Annotated in this window: 13 protein-coding genes; 5 read left to right on the top strand and 8 right to left on the bottom strand. The window is 69.4% G+C overall.

All coding sequences use genetic code 11. The annotated features are described in order from the left end of the window. Nucleotides 1-22: 22 nt before the first annotated feature. Nucleotides 23-235 (bottom strand): DUF397 domain-containing protein, encoded by a 213-nt coding sequence (locus OG841_RS34885; RefSeq protein WP_365117918.1) that lies wholly within the window; start codon nt 233-235, stop codon nt 23-25. Further along, nucleotides 232-1,089 (bottom strand): helix-turn-helix domain-containing protein, encoded by an 858-nt coding sequence (locus OG841_RS34880; RefSeq protein WP_371570909.1) that lies wholly within the window; start codon nt 1,087-1,089, stop codon nt 232-234. The genes OG841_RS34885 and OG841_RS34880 overlap by 4 nt, the downstream gene beginning before the upstream one ends. A gap of 184 nt (nt 1,090-1,273) precedes the next feature. Here OG841_RS34880 and OG841_RS34875 point away from each other — a divergent pair, with 184 nt between their 5' ends. The 3 genes from OG841_RS34875 (at nt 1,274) to OG841_RS34865 (ending at nt 3,659) form a co-directional block, all read left to right on the top strand. Further along, nucleotides 1,274-1,708 carry an ATP-binding protein gene (locus OG841_RS34875; RefSeq protein ID WP_365117920.1) on the top strand — a complete coding sequence of 145 codons (435 nt, stop codon included), beginning with the start codon at nt 1,274-1,276 and terminating at the stop codon, nt 1,706-1,708. An 86-nt stretch (nt 1,709-1,794) separates the two neighbouring features. After that, nucleotides 1,795-3,000, top strand: a complete 1,206-nt coding sequence (locus OG841_RS34870) for an AAA family ATPase (RefSeq protein WP_365117923.1) — start codon at nt 1,795-1,797, stop codon at nt 2,998-3,000. Continuing rightward, nucleotides 3,000-3,659, top strand: coding sequence for a hypothetical protein (locus OG841_RS34865; protein ID WP_365117925.1), 660 nt, complete (start codon nt 3,000-3,002; stop codon nt 3,657-3,659). Before OG841_RS34870 ends, OG841_RS34865 begins: the two co-directional genes overlap by 1 nt. A 597-nt stretch (nt 3,660-4,256) precedes the next feature. On the opposite strand, the gene OG841_RS34860 is transcribed toward OG841_RS34865, so the two are convergent. The 5 genes from OG841_RS34860 to OG841_RS34840 all read right to left on the bottom strand — a co-directional run bounded on the left by OG841_RS34860 (nt 4,257) and on the right by OG841_RS34840 (nt 11,473). Beyond that, on the bottom strand, nt 4,257-4,547 hold the full coding sequence (locus OG841_RS34860; protein ID WP_365117928.1) for a hypothetical protein: 291 nt from the start codon (nt 4,545-4,547) through the stop codon (nt 4,257-4,259). Then, nucleotides 4,544-9,211 (bottom strand): putative T7SS-secreted protein, encoded by a 4,668-nt coding sequence (locus OG841_RS34855; RefSeq protein WP_371568102.1) that lies wholly within the window; start codon nt 9,209-9,211, stop codon nt 4,544-4,546. Before OG841_RS34855 ends, OG841_RS34860 begins: the two co-directional genes overlap by 4 nt. Further along, complete coding sequence (locus OG841_RS34850) at nt 9,211-9,810, bottom strand: hypothetical protein (RefSeq protein ID WP_371568100.1); 600 nt, start codon at nt 9,808-9,810, stop codon at nt 9,211-9,213. Before OG841_RS34850 ends, OG841_RS34855 begins: the two co-directional genes overlap by 1 nt. Then, entirely contained in the window at nt 9,807-10,232 is a 426-nt protein-coding gene (locus OG841_RS34845; protein ID WP_365117936.1) for an SseB family protein, read from the bottom strand. The genes OG841_RS34850 and OG841_RS34845 overlap by 4 nt, the downstream gene beginning before the upstream one ends. 137 nt (nt 10,233-10,369) lie before the next feature. Next, nucleotides 10,370-11,473 (bottom strand): beta family protein, encoded by a 1,104-nt coding sequence (locus OG841_RS34840; RefSeq protein ID WP_371568097.1) that lies wholly within the window; start codon nt 11,471-11,473, stop codon nt 10,370-10,372. A 187-nt stretch (nt 11,474-11,660) separates the two neighbouring features. On the opposite strand from OG841_RS34840, the gene OG841_RS34835 reads away from it, so the two are divergent. Together OG841_RS34835 and OG841_RS34830 are read left to right on the top strand one after the other, a co-directional pair. After that, nucleotides 11,661-18,554: a DEAD/DEAH box helicase gene (locus OG841_RS34835; protein ID WP_371568094.1), complete on the top strand. Its 6,894-nt coding sequence runs from the start codon at nt 11,661-11,663 to the stop codon at nt 18,552-18,554. Beyond that, entirely contained in the window at nt 18,551-20,794 is a 2,244-nt protein-coding gene (locus OG841_RS34830; protein WP_365117942.1) for a UvrD-helicase domain-containing protein, read from the top strand. The genes OG841_RS34835 and OG841_RS34830 overlap by 4 nt, the downstream gene beginning before the upstream one ends. Here OG841_RS34830 and OG841_RS34825 read toward each other — a convergent pair. Then, nucleotides 20,791-21,576: a nucleotidyltransferase family protein gene (locus OG841_RS34825; protein WP_371568091.1), complete on the bottom strand. Its 786-nt coding sequence runs from the start codon at nt 21,574-21,576 to the stop codon at nt 20,791-20,793. The genes OG841_RS34830 and OG841_RS34825 overlap by 4 nt on opposite strands. Nucleotides 21,577-22,127: the final 551 nt, after the last annotated feature.

The following is a 22,127-nucleotide window of genomic DNA, read 5'->3' as shown; positions in this document are numbered from 1 at the left end:
CACGGCGAGGTCGTGCTACGCGCTACACGGGGTGCCGAGCGGCGAACCCGACGAAGTCGGTCCAGGCGTCCGGCGTAAGGCTCAGCACCGGGCCCGCCTTGTCCTTCGAGTCACGCACATGCAAGGCGCCTGTCCAGGCTGCAACCTCGACGCACTCGCCGCCCGCCCCACTGCTGTAACTGCTCACGAACCATGCCGACTCGGGCACTGACGCCAGAGGCTCTTCGACGTTCATGTCTCTCCCAGCAACTTCTCAATGAGGGCCAGCGATTCGCGCGGAGTGAGCGCCTGTGCCCGGAGGAGGCCGTACTGCTCCTCGATCTCTCGGACCGGTTTCCGCGCGGTGTAGAGGCGGCTGTCCTGTTGTGCCTCCACGTAGGCGATCCTCCGTCCTTCCTTCGTCTCGATCAAGGTGAACGGACCAGCCAGTCCAGCATGTTCCTCCCGCTCGACGGGCATCGCCTGAATTTCAACGTTACGCCGGTGACCGTGCAGCAGGATCTGCTCCAGTTGGCCCCGCATGACACCCCACCCGCCCAGGGGGCGACGCAGCACCGACTCCTCGATGACGAAGCTGATGGTCGGCAACGGCGTTCGGCAGAAGATCTCCTGGCGGGCCAGACGTGCCGCCACCCTCTGCTCCACCGTCTCCTCGTCCAGCAAAGGCCGCCAATTCGTGAACACAGCCCGCGCATACTCCGCCGTCTGCAACAGCCCAGGCACCGCCTGATTCGCGTACACGTGAAGCTCAACCGCCTCGGCCTCCAACTTCGCCGCATCCCGAAAGAACGCCGGATACTGAGCCCGAGCCACATCCTCCTTCCCTGCCTTCAACACCCCACCGGCATCCAGCACTTCATCCACCCGGTCGATGAACTTCGGCGGTGGAATCCGCCTCCCCTGCTCGAAAGAGGCGATCGTCGCGGCCGAGTACCCCGTCAGAGCCCCGAGCTCCGCCCGGTCCATCCCCGCCCGCTCCCGGAACAGCTTCAGTTGCCGCCGCCACACGTGCAGGATGCCCGCACCGAACTCGTACTCCTGCTCACCCTCAGCCTGCTGCTCCTCCACCCCGACACCTCCCGTACGCACCACACCGCCGAGCACAACCAACGCACCGCCCTGGACCCCGGTCACGCCGCCGGCCACGTACAGCCGCACACCGACCGCGTACAACCGGTGACCGTCAGCGCATCACGCCTGTTCAACGCTACGCACAGACACAACCGTTGACAGCATGAAGCCAGCAGTTCCCCCACAAAGGCGCGAATTCTCGATGCGGTTCACCTCGACACCACGCGGCGCACGCCTCGCCCGTCGACTCGTCTCGCACCGCCTGAACGAGTGGGGCCACCCCTACGCCTCGCCCACCAACGAAACCGTCACCCTCATCGCCGCCGAGCTCACCGCGAACGCGGTCCGCCACGGCCACGTCCCCGGACGGGACTTCCACCTCAGCGTCGTCGGGACAGCGACCGGCAGCGGCTTCCGCATCGAGGTCACGGACACCCGCGCCGAGAAGCTGCCCGCCCCCGGCACACCACCCCCCGACGGCGAGTCGGGCCGCGGCCTCCTCCTCGTGGACGCCCTCGCGAACGTCTGGGGTGTCGACCCTCGCCCGACGGGTCCCGGCAAGACCGTGTGGGCCGAGTTCCACGTTCCGTCAGGGTGCGGAAATCCCGGGCGAGTTGGCGGACTCGGGGGAAATTGAGGATCTTCGGCGGATATCCTTACCCGGCACTTCACCACCCGCGACCGGCTGTCGGCCGGTGGCCCCCGTCCGGATTGGCCCGCCGCTTGAACAGCCGATTTCTGCGCCTGACCGTGGAGAACTTCCGCACCCTCACGCGGATGGACCTCCCACTGGGCCCCCTCACCGTCCTGGTCGGCCCCAACGCCGTGGGCAAGTCGAACGTCCTCAGAGTCTTCGAGTTCCTCGCCGGCGTGGCCCGCGCCGGCATCGAACCCACGGTGGAGACACTCGGCGGCTACGAGGAAATCGCCTACCGGGGCGGCAACCACACTCGCTCAGGGCTCCGGATCGGCCTGGAAGGCATCTGGAGCCCGCACGCCTCGGAGTCGGCCCCCGACGCGTACAGCCTGAGCCTGCTGCGCCGTCGGGTGCCCGGGGAGGACAGGGGCCGTTACCACTTCTCGCGCCGTGAGGGCTTCGTCCTGCACACGGAAGCCGCCGAGACCAGGATCGAGCTCCGCCTCACCACGGCCGAGATCGTCAGCGCGGTCGCAGGCGAACAGCTGCCCCGGCCGCCGAAGGTCGACCCCATGGCCACCGGCCTGCGCGGTGAACTCCCCTTGCCCAAAGGCGCCCCCTCCGCCACGGCCATACGAGGGCTCGCCCAGCACCTCACCGAAGTCCGCGTCTTCGACGCCGACGTACGTGCCGCCCGACGGCCCGCGGCCGTGGGTCTGCCCGGTCAGCTGCTCGCCGACGACGCGTCCAATCTCGTGGACTTCCTCCTCAAACTCCGGGAAGAGCCGGACGCGTGGGCGGCCCTCCTGGAGGACGTCACCACGTTGGTGCCCTCCATCGAGGACATCGACATACAACTGGTCCCCGGCACCAGCGGACGGGCCACCGTCCAGCTCAAGGAACGCAACCTGCGCGGCCGGACCAGCCTCGCCGACGCCTCCTTCGGCACCGTACGCATGCTCTGCCTGTTCGCCCTCCTCCACGACCCGCACCCGCCGGTGATGACGTGCATCGAGGAGATCGACCACGGCCTGCACCCGCACGCCCTGGAGCTCCTCGCCGAGCGGCTCCGCGAGGCCAGCGAACGCACCCAGCTCCTCGTCACCACCCACGCCCCGGTGCTCGTGGACCAGCTCGAACCGGAGGAGATCGTCATCTGCGAGCGCGACGCGAAGGGGGCCTCCCACATCCCGGCCACCAGCACGGAACGTATCCGCGAGGTCGTCGACGCGTCCGAAGGACTGCCGCTGGGCGAGCTGTGGTTCTCGGGGGCGCTGGGCGGGGGGCTGTAGTGGCCGGCAAGAAGCAGGCAGGCCGTGGCCAGGGCAAACCGGTGATCGCGATAGCCGGGGAGGGCCAGCACGACAGGGACGTTCTACGGCATCTGCTCCCCGTTCTGTGCCGCTGGCCCGCTGCCCGCCCACCGAAGATCATCGAAGTGAAGACGCCCGTACGGCTGAAGAAGGCGGAGAACCAGCTGGCACCACGTCTGGAACGGCTGCATCTGCTCGCCCAGGGGCAGGCCACGCGCCTCCAGGCCCAGCTCGCCGGCATCGTCGTGCACGTCGACCTCGACGCCGTCATCGACGAGGCCTACGAAAATCGTCGCCGACAGCTCTCGGCCGAGCTCCGGAAGGCCTTCGGCTGCGACACGGCCCTCGCCCTCGCCGCCGACGAGATGGAGGCCTGGCTGATGCTGTTCCCCGAAGCGTTCACCAAGCTCAACTCGACGTGGAAGCTCACACAGCAGGACCGTAAGAGAAACCTGGGAACCATATCCGGCGGCTCCAAGGAACTCCTCAAAAGCCGCCTCACCCGCCCCCCATACCTCGAGAGCCACGCCCCCGAAGTGATCGAGAAGGCCGTCGCGTACGGCTACGTGACCTCCTGCGACCCCAGCCGCAATCGCTCCTACGCCGACTTCGCGGCCGATCTCGCACAGTGGAAGTGACGAGATCCGGTCAACCTTCGACGGAGCGCCCTCACCTACGGCCAACCGCCGTGCTGCGGCCTACAACCACCATGCCTTCCGCAACAAGGTGATACACGAGCAACGCCCAACCGTCACCGGACGAGTCCGCATGGCGCACCCGCCTGACCCGAACCAGTCGAGCAGCGTCCCGCCTCGGCCGACGCGCCACCGCCCTCGCGGAGCCCCTGGGCCAGTTGGCCGCGGCAATCCTTGTCGTCGCCGGGGCTTCCGGGCAGTAACCGCCCCAAAAAAGCCGCATAGGGCCCGGAACGGCCAGCCACGGAGGAGAGTCAGGCCACAAAGGGAGAACTTTCATCGGCCAGGTTCCATAACAATCCAGGTCTGGCAGTGGGTCGGAGTATTCCGACTATGCCCATGCATACAGTTGCAGTCAAGCGGTTTCCCGGCGCCATACAGGGCCCTTGACGGCGGTTCAGGTAATCGCCCGAGTTCTATGCGAACGCGCTACCGAAACGGGGTGTTGAGCCAGAGACCAGGCCCGAGGAGCGCAAGGCCGAAAACGCACACATGCGAATTGCGGAACGGCTGGAATTTTTCACTTAACGCATCGGATTATCATCCGCTCTTCTCCGAGGGATGTTCAACGCGGATCCTTACCTGATGGTCCCGATCGACCAGGTCCGCCACTACACCATCAACACGCCCTCCCACGGCGGGCCAGCTCTCAGGGCCACATGAGCCCCCGCTAGGATTATAAGAGATGATATCCACAAAGCCTTTTACATTTGGAGCCTCATCCAGCTGCACAAAGAATCCGAATGGGAAATGAGCAACGACGACACCAGCCGCCCGAGAGCCAACCCCATAAATCTCTTTGGCTCGTTGCCACTCTTCTTCATCGCTCACCTGTGCCACTCCCTTGGGTAGTTATTGAGACGCTCCACGTCAGTGTTCGGGATCTCCAGCTCCGTCAGGGGCCCACCCTCGTACGGGTGCTCAAATTTTGCAAAATATCGCTCATATTCAGCCACAGGTATCCTAACCTCAATCACACCTTCTTTGTAAAACTTTGCGTAACTTTCAGCGAGCTCTCGTTCCTTTGCAAAGTAGGCCATTCCATTCATATAGGGGTCGTCGGGACCACCAGGGAAGTCATCAGCCAGGTAACCATTGTCGTACTGATGCTGCCCCTGTCCTCTCTGGGGCGCCTTGTAAAGACTTTGCTCACCCTCACCAGGCTCACAAGGCGTCAGCCCGAGCGGGTCAATCCAGACGTGGGGATTGCTTACATAGGCAACCGGGTTGGGCGCGGGTTCGAGCCCAAGGGGGTCAGGGGCGGTGTAGCGGCCGGTCTCAGGGTCGTAGTGGCGGAAGTAGTTGTAGTGCAGGCCGGTTTCTGGGTCGTAGTACTGGCCGGGGAAGCGGAGTGGGGTGTACGCGGTGCTGTCCGCGGTCCATGCCGTGGTGCCCCACAGGGTGCTGCGGGTGCGCCAGGCGATGTCGCCCGCCTCGTCGATGAGTTCGGTCGGGGTGCCGACCAGGTCCGTGACTATGGCGAAGAAGCGGGAGTCGATCTCCTGCTGGGGGGCTTCCGCCGCGGTGATGCGTTCGGTCTGGGTGATCGGGCGCAGGCCTTGGTGGTCCCAGGTCAGCGTGACCGGATTCGGCAAATCCGCTGACGTCGCGGTCTGTTCGCAGAGGATCGTGCCGTCCCAGGTGAAGTCCACCTGTTCCAGGACCGATTCGCCGTCGGGGGCCATCCGTTGCTTCGCGATGCGGCGGCCCAACGGGTCGTAGCGGTAGCGCCACGTCGTACCGTCGGGGGTCGTTACCGCCGTCAGGCGATCCTCCGCGTCCCATGCGTAGCGCCAGGTGTCCGGCTTGCGGGACAGGCGGGATTTCTGGCGGAGGGTGACGCGGCCCGCTTCGTCGTGTTCGTAGCGGATGGTGCCGGCGCGGGTGATGCGGGTTCCGTTGTAGGAGCGGGTGCCGGTTGCCTCATGGCCAGGGTGCGTGGAGGGCCACCTCGCGGACGTCTGGTTGCCCGCCTCGTCGTACGCGTACGTCTCCGTCCAGTTCGCCGCGTGCACCGCCGTCACCCGGCCCGCCACATCGACGTCGAAGTGGCGGGTGCCGTTCAGATCGTCGTCGATGGCGGTGAGGTTGCCGTCGGCCCGGTAGGTGTACGCGCGGTGCTGGAGATGGCTGCCGGCCGGGCCGATGATGTCTTGTTTCGTCAGGCGGCCCCGGGGGTCGAAGGCCTGGGTCAGGGTCACCGACTCGCCTATGTGGCGGGCCAGTTCGCGGCCTGCCTCGTCGTGCGTGAAGGTGAGGGTGCGGCCCGACACCGCCATTCCTGTGCGGTTGCCCGATGCATCGTACGACCACGTCGTCGTCGCGCCGGTGGGCGTGGTGCGGCCGGTGCGGCGACCGAGCACGTCGTAGGTGTGCGTGAGCGTGCGGCCGTTGACCGTCTCCGACAGCACGCGGCCCGCCTCGTCCCGGTGAAGGGTCAGCAACGCGTCCGGGCCCGTCGCCTCCGTCAGGGCGCCCGTCGGGTCGTAGGCGTACGTCGTGACCGCTCCGGCCGCCTCCTTGCGGATCACCCGGCCCAGGACGTCACGGAAGAAGGTGATCGGCTCTCCGGATGCCGTGGTGCTGGCGCTCAGTTGGCCTGCCGGGTCGTGCTCGTACGTCAGCCTGCGGTCGTCGAAGTCCGTCTCCGCGATGAGGCGGCCCGCTGGGTCGTACTCGTAACTCCACGTCAGGCCCTGCGGGTTCAGCACCCGCGTGAGGCGTAGTTCCGTGTCGTGGTCGAACTCGTAGCGCACGCCGTCCGGGCCCGTGCGGGCCGCCAGCAGGTCGAAGTGGGTGTACTCGTAGCGGGAGACCGCGCCCGACGCGTCCGTGTGGGTGGTGCAGTTGCCCTCGCCGTCGTACGTCCAGGACTCCGCCGAGCCGTCCGCCGCCGTACGGCGGGACAGGCGGCCCTCCACCGTCCACTCCAGGCGGGTGACGGAACCCGTCGGGTCCGTGATCGTCACCGGGCGGCCGAAGGCGTCGCGTTCGTAGCGGGTCACCGCACCCAGGGGGTCGGTGATCTCCAGGGGCAGGCCCGCCGCATTGCAGCGGACCCGGGTGGTGTCCCCGAGGGCGTTGGTGACGGACTCCAGGTGGCCCTGGTCGTCGTACGTGAAACGGGTCGTCGTACCCGAGGCGTCGGTCACCGACGTGCGGTTGCCGAACTCGTCGAACTCCTGGGTGACGTGGGTGCCATCCGCGCCGGTCACCGCGACCGGCAGGCCGTGGTCGTTGTAGCCGACGCTGTTATAGCAGCCGTCCGGACGGATCGCCAGGACCGTACGGCCCGCCCGGTCGTAGGCATAGCCACGCGTGCGGCCCAGGGGGTCGGTGACGGTCAGCGGGCGGTGGGCCCGGTCGTAGGTGGTGTGGGTCGTGGCGCCGTCCGGGGTGGTTTCCACCACCACCTGAAGCTCGCCGTTGACCTCGTAACGGGTGCTGTGCCCCAGCGAGTTGACCGCTGCGACGGTTCGAAGACCGGTGGTCGGGTCCGGTTCGCCGTAGGTGTACGTGTTGCGCAGGTGGCCCGCCTCGCCGCCCTGCGAGATACACCGGTCCTCGTCGTCGTAGACGTAGTGGTACGAGGAGTCGTTCGTGTCCGTCCATGCCGTGATCCGGCCGATCGCGTCGTTGGTGAAACGGGTCGGCAGGCCCGATGAGTTCGTCACCGTCGACAGGTGGCCGTGCGCGTCGTAGGTGAAGCGGACCAATTCGACGTCGTCGGCCAGGTGCAGGGCGGTGATGCGGCCGCCGTCGGTCGTGATCCTCAGGTCGTAGCCGGACGAGTGCACGATGCCTGTAGGGGCGCCCTCGTCGTCGTACTCGAAGGTCAGCCACTGGCTGCCCGAGCGGTCGATGACCTGCGCCAACAGAGCTATGCCGTCGCCGCCCGGGCCCGCGAAGTCCCAGAGACGGCCGGACTCCGGGTCGGTGACCGTGTAGTCGCCCCACTCGTCCACCGTCAGCGGCCAGGAAGCGCCCGCCAGCGGCAGAACCGGGACGCCCGGCGCCGGGTGCGGATACGCCAGCAACGAGCCGTCCTCGCGGACGAAGACGACGCCCTCCGCGTCGATCTCCAGGCGCTGGTCGGCCGTCGACGTCCAGCACGGGCCGAACCAGCGGCCCGCCCGGTACGACGACTCGAACTGGCGGGAGAAGACCAGGGGAAGCCGGGCCGGTAGCGTCACATCCGTCTGCGGGAGGGACATGCGGCCGGTGGCCATGTCGATCGGGTCGCCGCCGAACAGCCTGCACTTCAGTTCCCGCGCGACGTCCATGAGTCCCCGGCGCGTGCCTTGGCGCGCGGCTCCCGTGGCCGCATCCTTGGCAACCCCGCGCAGCCCGTCCCGCAGGAGCGCCGCCCGGCCCAGCCCTCCCGCCCCCTTCCCGCCGATCAGGTTCGAGAACAGATACCCCGCCGAGTCCCCCGGGTCGCTGGACCACCCCGTGCCCAGGATCGACATCGGCAGGCGTTCCGGGTGGGCCGCCGTCCCCACCAGACCGGCCAGCAGCAGCTGGGAGTTCTTGCCCCAGTCGCCGGGGTGGGTGAGGTTGTAGGGGTCCAGCGGGTTGACCGTGCGGGCCAGCTTCAGCATGTCCGTGCCGCCGCGCAGGAGGCCTCCCGCGACATGGACCGAGTTGAGTTGGGTGCCGACGAACAGGTCCGCCGCATCCGCGCCCATACGGTCGGTGAACTCCGGTTTCGGTGGGGCCGATTCCAGGGCGGCGGCCATCTTGCGGCGGGCGTCCCCAGCGGCATCCGTACGCTGGCTGCGGGCGTCGGACAGGATGTCCTGCGCCTCCTGGCGGCCCGCCGTCCCAGGGTCGACGAAATCGCCGGGCTTCGTCGGCTTCACGCCCGGGTCGCCGCCCGCCTCGGCGGTCGCGTTGTATCGCTCGGCCGCCCGGTTGTACGCCGACACCTGCGCGTCGTAAGCGTCCGCCGCCCGCCGGGAGGCGTCCTGAGCGGCGCGGTACGTCTCGATCGCCGCCTGCGCGCGCCCCTGCGCCCAGGCCACCGTGTCCGCGTACGCCTCCAGCGCGGCCGCGGCCGACGTGCACGCGTCCGCCGCCGTCAACCACTGCTTCGGCTGTACGTCGAACTTCGCGCGGAACGCGTCCGCGGCCTGGCCCCGCCACTCCCCCGGGTCCAGCGACCGCATGCCCTGGCCGACGTTCTCGAAGGCGCCCGCGAACTTCCGCAGATGCCCGGCCCGTTCGCGCAGCGCCGGCTCGCTGCCATGGACGAGCTCCTTCGGGTCCTCGGTCTCGCCCAAGGCGCGTTCGGCGACCGTGCCGCCCAGGCGGTTGTTCACGCTCTCGCCGAAGTCCCGGACGTTCTCGGCCGCGCCGTCCGCGCCCACCTTCGAGAGCAGTCCCGCCGTCTTGTCCGTGCCCCAGTTGACGGCCTCGCCGACGCCCTTGTTCAGGCCGTCGGCCGCGCTTTCCAGGCCGTCGCCGAAGTCGTCGACCAGATCCCCGAACCCCATCAGCCCTCACCCTCCCCCTCAGCAGAGGCCTGAGGCGGGCCGCTCCACTGCCAGTCCGTATCCGGGTCGAGGAACGCGTCCGGCGTCACCGTCGATGTCGAAACGTCCTCCGCCGCCTGGGTCCAGGCCGCCTTCACCTCGTCCGCACCCGACGTGAACGACTCCGCGCTGTAGTCCGCGTTCGCCACCTGGCTGACCGGGTTGTCCTTCAGCGTCTCCGACCAGGAACGTGCCTTCACCTCGTCCGGGGACAGGTACGGGTTGCCCGTGCCCGCCGTCCACACCGACTTCAAGGTGTCGGAGACGTACTGCTCCTGCTCGTGGTAGATCCCCGCCGACAGCCCCAGCCGGCCCGCGAACTCGTTCGCGTCCCGCATCAGCGAACGCACACCCCAGCCCCAGCGGTCGCAGAAGTCCCCGAACACCTGCTGGAGGCCGTCGTCGCCCACCTCCAGGCCGGTCATCGACAGGTCGTCGAAGCCGCGGCCCAGGTTCGCCTCGATGTCGAAGCCGAACTCCTTCAGCTCCGCCATCGCCTGGTTGATGCCGCGGGTGATCCGTTCCATCGCCTCCGGATCGACCTGGTAGCCGTCACTCATGCCACCGGCTCCTTCGAAGCGCCGTCCACAGCCACCGCGTCCGGCACGATCCCCGCAACCGGCGGCAGCGCGAGGCCCGTCGGGCTGCCCGCGTCCACCGCGACCCCCGCCGGGCCGCCCACCTTCGGGATCACCTGGTCCAGCAGCCGCGCCCCGTGCACGGGTATTCGCTCCGGCACAGCCTCACCCCGCGCCTCGGCGAAACGCTCCAACGCCGCCTCGTCCGTAAACGCGAACAGCCAGCGAATCCCGCCCGCCTCCACCGACACCAACGAACCGTCCACCACCGGCACCAGCACCTCGCTGCGCCGGAACTCCCCCACGACCGCACGCAGGTTGCCCTGCCCCACAGCCGCCAGGTCCGTCAGCCGTCCCCGCAACGCCTCGGCACTCACTCCAGCCGCCCCCGTCGTAGCCCTCATCGAACGTCGCACAAGTGAACGATCATGCTAGACCGCCTAGTTTGGGGAACACCAGCCGCATCTCGGCCGCGAGCGGTCATCACACCCCTCGCGGTCAGTCTCCGTCCCACTCCACGCACGCTCACCTTGTGGCCGACTCACGGGCGATCGCCCATGACAAGTTGGCGCACGACAAAGCTCATGTGCTGGACATGCCCCACCCTGATCCAGGTCTCCGCGTTCCCCGACCCCTTGGAGCCCGCTCCCCGCGCGCACTCGGACAACCAGCGCTCGCCGTCGCTGTATTCGGCACCCCGGAACGCCTCGGACTCCGTGATCCAGCGGGCCGTGGCACGGACCCGGTCCACTCGGTCGTTTCCCCGGGTGGGGGCCCGCCCGATGAGGAAGCCGTCCGGTGCGGTGTAGCGCATCAGTCCCCACGGCGGCCCCGGCGCCCGCACATGGGGGATGTTCGCGCTGAAGGCGTGCTCCGTCGAGTAGTCCCCGTAGACCAGGGCTCTCGGGAACGCCGGGCGGGCCGCCCGCACCGCCCCGTACAGCTGTCGGTCGTGGCGCGGAGCAACGTAGGAGAAGGACTCCGCGCCAGGGCTGTCGTACAGACGGGGAAAGGCGCCGGACGTCAGCACGACCGTCCGCCACGGGACCAGCGCACCCAGGAGGTCCAAGGCCGCGATGGCCCTCTTGCTCGCCTCCGCCGCGTCCGCGACCGCTCCGATGTCCAGGATCAGGTCCATCCGCGAAGGCGGCAGGCAGAGGCGGTCGATCAACCTCAGCAGCTCCGTCCGCTGAGGCTCGTCCGGCGGGGTGTCGACCAGCACGCGTATGCCGATTCCGCGCCCGCTGAGGAAGGCGAGGTCGGCGGCGTAGCGCTGCAGAGTGGGATCCCGCTCCGGGCCAGTGACCAGTCGTAGGGCGCTCCGGGTCGTCAGTCGCCACAGGCTCACCGCCGCCGCGTGGAGGCTGCCTTCGACATGGACGGGGTCCACCCAGCCGGGCATTCCGTCCATCGCCTCGATCAGTTGGTCCGTGCGCGGAGCGAGCCAACGGTCGAGTGCGGTCTGGGCGATGTCCGGGGCACGGGCCGGTGCTGCCCTCCCGCCACGTGGGCGCTCCCGTCCGGTGTGCGGGACGAGTGTCCACAACGGAGCGATCCGCCGTCGAACGCGCACGTCCAGTTCCGCGTAGGCGTTCCAGGCGTCCCGCCGTGCCGGCAGGACCGGTACGTAGATCGGCTCGACCATCGCGGCTTCCCCCAGACCCCGCTGCATCGCCGTATCGCCCCTGGTTGAAGGGTGAAGTGGGACTCTCGGTGACGAAAGAAGGCGATTCCGGCCATGGGCCGCTCATGTGAGCCGTGAATCCGGGGACGCTGTCAGATGCCCGCTATACGGTTGGGCCGTACAACATCCTGGGGTGAAGGAGTACGTCGTGAGGCCGACCCTGGCCGCAGCGCAGGTCCGCGGCAGTTTGATCCAGTACCTCACGACGACGTACGCCCTCACCGACGGAGACACCCGTCTCGCCCTGGAGCGCTTCCTCGGGCACCCGGAGACGGGCATTTTCCGCGGTCCGTATCTGCGGATCAGGACGCCGTTCCACAAAGCCGACGACGGCTGGCAGCGGCATCTCGAATGGGCTCCCGGCTTTCCGCCGTACCGGCATCAGGCCAAGGCGTGGGAGCGGCTGAGCACGCTCCACGGGCCGGCGCGGCCCACGTTGGTCACCACGGGGACCGGCTCGGGCAAGACGGAGTCCTTTCTCGTGCCCGTCCTCGACCACTGCCGGCGGGAGAAGGCGCGTGGGCGGAGCGGGCTCAAGGCCGTCCTGCTGTACCCGATGAACGCGCTCGCCACCGACCAGGCGGGGCGTATCGGCGAGTACCTCGCGCAGCCGGAGCTCGCCCAGGTCACCGCGGGCCTCTACATCGGTGACCGGCCGGACACCGACTTCCGGCGGGTGCTGACCCGGCGTGAGGAGATGCGGCTCACGCCGCCCGATGTGCTGATCACCAACTACAAGATGCTCGATCTGCTGTTGCAGCGCGGCGAGGACCGACCCCTGTGGGAGGGCGCCGACATCGCGTTCGTGGTGCTCGACGAGTTCCACACCTACGACGGGGCGCAAGGCACCGATGTCGCGATGCTGCTGCGCCGACTCGCCTCGGCGACCGGACAGAGCAGGCCGGGGCGGCCGCTCGGGGCGATCTGTCCGGTGGCGACGTCCGCGACCCTGGGTGAGGGCGGTTCCGGCGGCGGCCAGGAGGTCGGCCTCCTCGATGTCGCCGCTCAGGTCTTCGGGATGCCGTTCGCAGCGGACGCCGTGATCGGTGAAGAGCGTATGTCCGCCGGACAATTTACCGGCGAGGTGGACTACGAACTGCCCGAGCCGCCGACTCCGAAAGAGGTCATCGACTGCTCCGGCGGCCTCGGCGTAGAAGCACGCCCCGACCTGCTGGACCTCGACGGGCTCGCGGAGAGGCTCCTCGGACGGCGGGGGCTCGACGCGTTCGCGCTCGGCAGGCTTCTCAAGCGGCATGACTTCACCCACGGAGTGCTCTCGCTCCTGGACGGCGAGCCGCTCGGCGAATGGGAACTGCGGGACCGGATGAGCCGGTTCGGGTATGCGTGGGGGCGGGCCGCCCGGGAGAATCCGCGGCTCGTGCTGCAAGCCCTGTCGCGCTTCGTGGCGCTGCTGTCCGCCGCCCGAGATCCCGAGTCGGACGAGAAGCGGCCCCGGCCGCTGCTGCACGTGGAGGCACATCTGTGGGTGCGGCCCGTCACGCGCGTGCTGCGCGGCGTGGGGCCGACGCCGGAATTCCGCTGGTACGAGGACGACCGCACCGCGGCGCGCAGGGCGGCCCTCGCCACACCGCCCGCGGGGGGTGGCGAGGACGAACGGTCGTCCGGGTCGTGGCCGTCCGGTGACGCGAGGCGGGCGCTGGCGCAGCCCGGCTCGGACACGGCGGTGCGGCCCGCAGCCGTACATCTGCCCGCCGTCTACTGCCGCAACTGCGGGCGGTCCGGGTGGGCCGCACTGTCTCCGGAGGCTGATCCGCAGCAGCTCGTGATGGCCCAGGACAAGGTGTGGCGCGCGGGAATCGGCCGCGACAAGCGGCGTATCCGGTACTTCATCTCCGCCACGCCCGCCGAGCGGGACGAAGCGCTGGGCGCCCTCACCGGTGCCAGGGCATCGTCGGGAAGCGGCGTCGACCCGCTCTCCGTCGTCGTACTCGACGGTGCGCAGGGGACGTACCGGCTGCCGACGGCCGCGGACCGCGACGAACTGCAGGACGGCTGGTTCGCACTGGCCATCACGGACAAGAAGTCCGCGGACCGGGCCGCCGTCGAGGACCGCTGCCCCGCCTGCAACGCGGACAACGGCATCCGTTTCCTCGGCACGTCGCTCGCCGCGCTGGCCTCCGCCACCATCACCCAGCTGTTCACGGGCGGGGACATCGCGCTCGTCCCGGAGGAGCGCAAGACGCTGCTCTTCAACGACTCCACCCAGGACGCCGCGCACCGGGCGGGGTACGTCGCCAACGCCTCGTACAAGTTCTCCCTGCGATCGCTGCTCGCGCACGCTCTGGACGACTCGCCGGAGCCGGTGCCGCTCAATGACCTGATCGGGAACGTGCTCGACTCCGTCGACGACCCCCAGGTGCTGGCGGCCGTGGTGCCGCCCGACCTGCACGACGAGCCGGGTGTGGACCGGCTGCTGTCCGGGCGGGGCACGGGGGATGCCCGTACGTGGAAGCTCATCGGTGAGCGGCTGGCCTTCGCCACGGTCATGGAGTTCGGTCTGCGTTCGCGTCAAGGGCGCACGCTGGAACTCACCCGTACCGCCGCCGCCGAGGTCGTCATCGAGGACCCGGACCGCGTCACAGCGCTCGCGCGCGATCTGCATCTGTCGCTGCCCGGTCAGCTCGTCGCGGTGGGCGGGCTGCCCACGCCCGAGCGCTATCTGGCCTTCGTCCGCGGACTGTTGGAACGGGTACGGCAGCGCGGTGGCGTCCGGCACCGGTGGCTGGAGCCGTGGATGCGGGACGCGGGCGTGACCCGGTTCAAGGTGTGGGGCGGGCGGCCCGACGGCATGCCGGCGTTTCCGGACGGGGTGGCCGCTCCGAGATTCCTCCTGGACGGGCCGAAGGAGAAGTCGACGTTCGACGCGGCCACCGGCAGGCTGGGCTGGTACCAGGACTGGACTCGCCGCTGCCTCGGCCTGGACTCGGCCGGCGCGAGCGAGTATCTGCGCCGGCTGCTGCCGGTGCTGGCGGAGGAACACGTCCTCGCGGTGCGCACGGCACAGGACCGGACCACCAAGGTGTACGGCCTCCAGCCCGGCCACATCGACGTGCGGCTGCTCGACGACGCTGTGGTCAACAAGTCCTTCGTCAGCTGCGGGGACTGCGGCTGGGAACAGGTCGTGCTGCCCGAGCGCAGAACCCGCTGGTACGGGCATCCGTGTCCGCGGTACCGCTGCCCGGGCGTGCTCCGGCCGCCGCAGTCCGACGTCTCCGTCAGCGTCACCAGCACGTCCGGCAGCTTCGGCGGCTCTCGGGAGCGCGACTACCGGAACGACTACTACCGGCGCCTGTATCTGACGGGCGGCACCTTCCGTGTGGTCACCGCGGAGCACACGGGCATGCTCACGCGTCCGCAGCGCGAACGCGTCGAGCGGACCTTCCGGGAGGGCACGCACTACACCGACCCGAACGTGCTCTCCTGCACGCCCACTCTCGAACTCGGCATCGACATCGGCGACTTGTCGGCCGTACTGCTCGGCTCCCTGCCGAAGGGCCCGGCGAACTATGTGCAGCGGGCGGGGCGGGCCGGGCGAAAGACCGGCAACGCGCTGATCGTCGCCTTCGGTGGCAGGCGTGCCCGTGACCTCTACTACCTGGACGAGCCCCGGGAGATGATCGCGGGCGACATCGTGCCGCCCGGCTGCTATCTGTCCGCGGTGGAGATCCTGCGCCGTCAGTACACGGCGCATCTCCTGGACCTGGCGGCCCTCGGTTCGCTCACCACTGCCGACGGGGAGCGGCTCCAGCCCGCGCCGCGGCTGGTGTCGGCGCTCTTCGGCATCACCGGCTGGTCCCAGGACCTCGCGGACGCCGCGCTCACCCATGGCGCGCGTCTGGTCGAGGATTTCCTGGCCCTGTTTCCCGTCGGCGGGGCGGACGGCTGGGGAATCTCCGAGCACGCCGCCGACGAGCTGCGCGCGTACGCGACGGGCGGCATCGTTCGGGCCCTGCAGGAGGCCGAGGAGGACTGGACGGGGCGGCGCGAGGAACTGCGCCGGCGCATCGCGGCCATCGACACGGCGATGGGCGGACTCGTGCGCTCCGACCCTGAACAGGACCGTGAATACCGCGAGTTGATCGCCGAGCGCCGCGCCACTGGCGACCTGCTGCGTGAACTGAGCCAGAGCAGCGCCCACAGCGCGCTCGTCGATCTGGGCCTGCTGCCGAACTACAGCCTCGCCGACACGACGACCCAGCTGGAGGCCACCCTCTACTGGACGGAGGAGCGAGGCGCTGACGGCGAAGACGGCGAGGGCGAAGCCGGGGGTTCGAAGAAGACGTACCGCAGCGAGGTACGGGACTACGAGCGATCCCGCAGGCTCTCCCTCTCCGAACTCGCCCCGGGCAACAGCTTCTACGTCAACGGCTACAAGCACGTCGTACGCGCCCTGGACATCGGCAGCCCGGAGCGGCGCGCCTGGTCCGTGTGGCGGCTGTGCCCGGCGTGCGGCTACGCCCGCACCGAGAACGCGAGGACGGACACCTCGCCGTGCCCGCGCTGCGGTGGACGGGAGATCGCCGACGCCGGATGCGTCCAGTACGTCATGGAGCCCAAGCGGGTCATCGCCCGCGACAAACGCGACGACGCCAGGGTCCGGGACGACAAGGACGAGCGGGACCGCCGTCGCTACGCGATGCTCACGACCGTCGACATCGATCCGGTGCATCTGGCACCCGGCTCCTGGCGGCACGAAACGGCCGTCTTCGGTGTCGACTTCACCCGGCGCGCCGTCATCAGAACCCTCAACCTCGGGCTCGACCGGCAGGACGGCGGCAGCACCGTGCCGGTCGCGGGGGACGACGTCCGGCTCAACCCCTTCTACGTGTGCACGAGTTGCGGGGGTGCCACCGCCGACGGACGCCCCGTCGTCGACCAGGCATCAGGGGCGCTCACGGAGTCCCTCGCCACGAGCAACAGGGCGAGCGCCCACCATCTGCTGTGGTGCCCGCGCCGCAAGACACGGGACGCCGGAGACCAGCAGGGCAAAGGCCAGGACGTGCCGCTGTTGCTCGCCCACGAGTTGGTCACCGAGGCCGTACGCATCCTGTTGCCGGCGTCCGTCGCTCGTGCCAAGGAGCGGCTGGCATCGTTCACCGCCGCCCTGTTCGTGGGCATAGCGGCACGGTACGGAGGCGACCCCGACCACATCGACATCGCCTCCGCCTCGATGCCCGACGGCGGCGACGCCGACTGGCCCCGGCGTTTCCTCGTGGTGTACGACCGGCTGCCGGGCGGCACCGGATACCTTCACCGGCTGGCGTCGGCCGACGGCTTCCGTGAGGTACTGCTCAGGGCACGCGAGGTCATCGAGAGCTGCCCGTGCATCGAGAAGGGCATGGACGGCTGCCACCGGTGTCTGCTGCGCCGCGTCCCGGCGGGCGACTACGACCGGGTGAGCCGGAACGAAGTCCGGCAGATGTTCGACGAGTTGCTCGGCAAGACCGGTGAGACCTGGAAGACCTCACCCGTCGCGGCCACGCACCACATCCCGCTGGAGCGTCAGGCGGAGAGCGACCTGGAGGTCATGTTCATCGAGACGCTCAAGGAATGGGCGGGGCATCCCGACTCGCGCGCCAGCGCCGACGCGTACACGACCACGGCCGGCACGTACTCACTGGATCTCAGGCTGACCGGCGCGGACGGCTCGACGCTCAGTTGGCGGGTCTCGCAGCAGCGAGCCCTGGACGGGACGCGTCCGGACGTCCTCTTCGAGCGCCTCGACGCTCCCGGCCCGCGCCTCGCGCTCTACCTCGACGGCTACGAGTTCCATGCCACCCCGAAGCACAACCGGCTGGCCGATGACGCCGCCAAGCGCACTCGGCTGCGTGCGGAAGGGCTGCGCGTCTTCCAGCTCACCTACTTCGACGTGAAGGAGTGGCGCACCCGGGTGCGCGACACCGGCTATGCCGCTGCCGGGCCCGCGGATCCGGTCTGGCATCCCTACGGCGACCTCGGCACGCAGCAGGCCCGGAAGTACTACGACGAGGTGCGGGGTGGCCTGCCGGGCGAGCTCGCCCACACGGTCTGGATCAACCCGGCGGATCTGTTGCTCTCCTATCTGCGATCTCCGGACGCCGACGCATGGCTGGCACGTGTGGAATCGGTCGTGGCCGGCCTCACCGGGACCCGCCCTCACATGGCGGCCGTATCCGAGGAAGCCGTCGGGGCACAGCTCACTGCGGCCCTGCACGGCACCCCGCCGCAGGGCCGCGGCGGGCCGCTGCGCGTCCTCGCCGCGGTGGACCGGTCGGGCTGCTGCGTCACGGCTGTCGCGGACGCCCGGCACAAGCCGCCCGCTTGGACGGCGGCCACCGTGCTGGACGACAGCCCCACAGCCGTGGCGAACGCCGACGCTCACCGCAAACGTTGGCGGGCCTGGCTGTACTGGAGCAACCTGCTGCAGTTCCTGGAGCACGGCGGAGGCGACAGCGCCCAGCTGACCGCAAGCCTGCTGGACGGTTTCTCGGCCGACACTTTCGCGGTGACCGGTGGCTCCGGCTGGCTGGCCTCCACCCGGATCGAGCTCGGGATCGGTGCCGGCGAGCAGCCTGCCGAGCCGGACTTCCGGGAGGCTCCTGAGGCGACGCCGACCGCGACGGAGCCGAGCGGAAGCGCGCCCGCGACCACCGGCTGGGACTCCGTGCTGGAGTACCTCGATCCGGACGAGCCCGGACTCCAGCTGCTGGCAGTGGCGCTCGCCTCGATGGCGGCACCCGTGCCCGTCGCCGGCTTCGAGCTCGACGACCGCGGCTGGATGGCCGAACTCGCCTGGCCGGACCGCAGGATCGCCGTGGTCCTGGCGCCCCGTCCCGTTGGCTCCGATCCGGACTACGAGGCTCAGGACCGGGACGCCGCGTTCGTCAGCGCGGGGTGGGACGTACGTCCCGCGAGTGAGTGGACGGCCGGAGACCTGGCGGAACGGCTGGCCGCGCAACCGCAACCATATGCGCCCGGCAGGCATCGTGATCAGCGAGAAGACGGAACGACCGGAACGACTCAGGGGGAGCCCCACCGATGAACACCGCGAGCGTGACCCTGCGTCTGCTCGACAAGGCCGACAAGGAGATCCTCAAGCTCCCCCGGACGGTCAAGGGCGCGCTGTACGACTTCCAGCACAAGTTCAAGGCGAACCCGCAGGCCACCGGCCTCCAGTTGAAGCAGCTGAAGGGCGACAGCAGGCTCTGGTCCGCGCGCGTCAACGACGAGTACCGCGCCCTGCTGCTGCGCCTCGCCGACAGTGACTGGCTGATCGTCTCGGTCAAGCACCGCAAAGAGGTCTACGAGAACCTCGACCGCCTCTCCTATGGCATCAACCAGGTCACCGGCGGCATCGAGTACGTCGACCTCCAGGTCGTCGAGGAGAGCGTCCTCAGGCGGACGGCAACCGCCCCGCCGACAGCCGGGCCGACTCCCCGTGCGCAGCCTGAAACCGCGCAGCCGGAACCGCTGTTCGCACTATTTTCGGACCAGCAGCTCACCGACCTCGGCGTGGCCGAGCCGCTCGTACCGGTGATCCGCACGCTCACCACCGAGGAACAACTGCTCGGACTCAGCGAGTACGCGCCGCAGCTGACCGGCGAGATCCTGCTGTCGCTCTTCGATGGCACGTCGTACGAGGACGTGCTGGAGCAGGTGACGGCCCCGGTCGCCGCACCCGAACCGGTCGACACCGAGGACTTCCAGACCGCCGCCGAACGCCCGGCGACGATGGTCACCACCACTGACGAGGCGCTGCGGGAGGCCTTGGAAGGCGAGGACTTCGGGCGCTGGAAGGTGTTCCTGCACCCCACGCAGTCCAAGCTGGTCGAGCGTGACTACTCCGGTCCGGCCCGCGTCGGCGGCGGCCCGGGGACAGGCAAGACCATCGTCGCCCTGCACCGCGTGAAGCATCTGGTCGAGCAACTCCCCCAGGGCCGCACCAAGCAGGTGCTGCTGACCACGTACAACAAGAACCTCGCGGCGGACCTCCGTGCGCGGCTGCTGGAACTCGGTGGCGAGCGGCTGCTGTCCCGCGTGGACATCAGCCATGTCGACCAACTGGCACTGCGCGTGGTCCGGGAGGCGGAGCCCGGCAGCACCAAGCAGACGATCGACGACAATCAGGTGCTCCGCGAGTGGCGCGCCATGCTCGACGAGCTCGGTGAGACGACCTGGGACGCGGAGTTCCTCCAGGACGAGTGGACACAAGTGATCCTCGGCCAGGCCGTTGCTTCCCGCACCGACTACTTCCGGGCGCGTCGGGCGGGCCGGGGACGGAACATCACCCGGCCCGAGCGAGCCGAGATCTGGCAGCTGGCCGAGAAGTTCACCCAGCGGCTGGACAGTCTCGGGCGCCAGACGTGGGCGCAGGTCGCCGAGCGGGCCGCGCGGCTGGAGACGGAGCGTGAGCGGCGCATGCAGATCGTCGAGCAGCAACGCGCGGAGCATGGCGGCCTGGACAACATCCACCTCCAGGACGGTTCAGCCGGATGGCTGCGCTACCGCTACCGGCACATCGTCGTGGATGAGGCCCAGGACCTTCGGCCGGGGCACTGGAAGATGCTGCGCGCCATGGTCGCCAGAGACCGCAACGACATCTTCCTCGTCGGCGACACCCACCAGCGCATCTACAACAACCAGGTGACCCTGGGCAGCCTCGGCATCAACATCCGCGGCCGGTCCGCCAAGCTCACCCTCAGTTACCGGACCACCCGGCAGATCCTCGGCTCGGCACTCGGGGTGCTGAGCGGCGAGTCGTTCGACGACCTCGACGGCAACGCGGAGACTCTGGCCGGATACCGGTCCGTCCTGAACGGCGCAGTGCCCGAACTCCACCCGAGCGCCGACTGGGAGGCCGAACGCGAGGCGATCACCGAACTGATCTCCCAGTGGGACGACATCCCCCTGGAGCAGATCGCCATCTGCGTGCCCACCAACGCCATGGCTCAACAAGTCGCGGTGTCGCTGGCCCAGTCCGGCATCCGTGCGGTGGAGATCGGCCCGGACGGCCCACGCGGCGATGACGGTGTGCACATCGGCACGATGTTCCGGTTCAAGGGACTTGAGTACCAGCGCATGATCATCGCCGGGGTGAGCGAAGGCCTTGTGCCGCGCACAGAGGTGATCGGTATGCGGCGCACAGACGCGCTGCGTTACCGCCGTGAACTTCAGCGGGCCCGCTCCCTCCTCTTCGTCGCGGCCACCCGTTCACGCGATTCGCTGGCGATCTTCTGGCACGGAACGCCCAGCCGCTTCCTGGAGCCACTGCTCGCAAGCTAGCGCCTCAGCAGACCCTGGTCACCAGCGCCGGTGAAGAACGCCTCGGCCTCAGACAGGGCGGCAGCCAGCGCCTCGGGCTGCCGCCCCATCCCGGCCAAGAGGTCGTCGACACCCCGCAACCCCACCCGCTCCAACAACCGCTTCTCATTGGTCACCCACTCCCCCCGAGCCGCCAGAACTCCATGCCCGGCCTGTACGGCAGCGGTGGCGAGGGCGCCCGCGACCTCCGTGAGGCGGCCTGCCGGTGCGTGGTTCGCCTTTGCGTACGCGAGGGTGGCACGGGCCGTGCCGTGCCAGCGTTCGGCGGCGGAAGTGCGCAGCTTCTCGGGATAAGCGGCTGGTCGCGGGAGTTCGCCCCGCAGCACCCTGTTGATCGCCAGCTCCGCGACGATCAAGTAGCTGGGGATCCCCGCGAGATGGAACAGCAACGGCTCCACCCGGAACCGCCCCTCCTCCGCCTCCGCCAACTCCCGTTCCACGACCTCGAGGTCCCGGTAGTGGACGTCGACCCGCCGCTGGTCGATCGTCAGCCAGGCACCCCCGTTGAACACCCCGCCACCCCAGCCGCCGATCTCGGACACCTCGCCCTCCCAGCCGACGGCACGGAGATCGGCCGGGTCGAAGGCGCCCCGGTAGTAGACCGCCAGGTCCCAGTCGCTGTCCGGCCGTGCGGTCCCCTGGGCGCGGGAGCCACCGAGGGCGACGGCCCGGACACCGGGGAGGGCGGCGAGACGGTCGGCGGTGGTGTCGAGGAAGGCGGCGTCGGAGTGTGTGGGGGGCATGGGTGCAGCGTACGAAGCCCGGGGGCCGCCCTCCACGGAATTACGCGGCCGGCGCCTCCGCACGGCACAGCCGCGAGGGCCGTTGTCAGTGGCACGCGTTATCAATGAAGTCGTCACTCAGTGTTACGGCAACGGGGGAGTCGGCGATGACGACGTACGAGAAGGATCCTGACCCGCGAGCGCACCGCACGCATCTCTCCGCCGCCGGCCTACGGGCTCGCGGCTGGACCGCCGGCATGATCCGCCGGCTGCTGGGCGAGCCCGATCTGCGGCGGGCCAACCCGTTGTCCCGTACGGCCCCGCCGATTCGTCTCTACAGTGTCGAGCGGGTCGAGGCCGCTGAGCGGAGCGCGGAGTTCAGAGCCGTTTCGGCCGTTGCCGCCCGGCGGTCCGCCGCGGTGAGGGAGGCCGCGTCGCGGAGGCGGCGGGAGGTGCTCGCACGCATCGCGAGGGGCAGGCCCCCGGAGTCCTCCCCGGGGTACCCCGACCTTGCGCAGGAGTGTGAACGCCGGTCGGGCGAACGGGAGTCCGGTCCCGGAAATTCAGGTGCG

This window comes from Streptomyces canus (genome assembly GCF_041435015.1).
Taxonomy (GTDB): domain Bacteria; phylum Actinomycetota; class Actinomycetes; order Streptomycetales; family Streptomycetaceae; genus Streptomyces; species Streptomyces canus_G.
The sequence above is the reverse complement of the archived record's forward strand: the minus strand, read 5'-3'. Positions and strand labels throughout refer to the sequence as shown.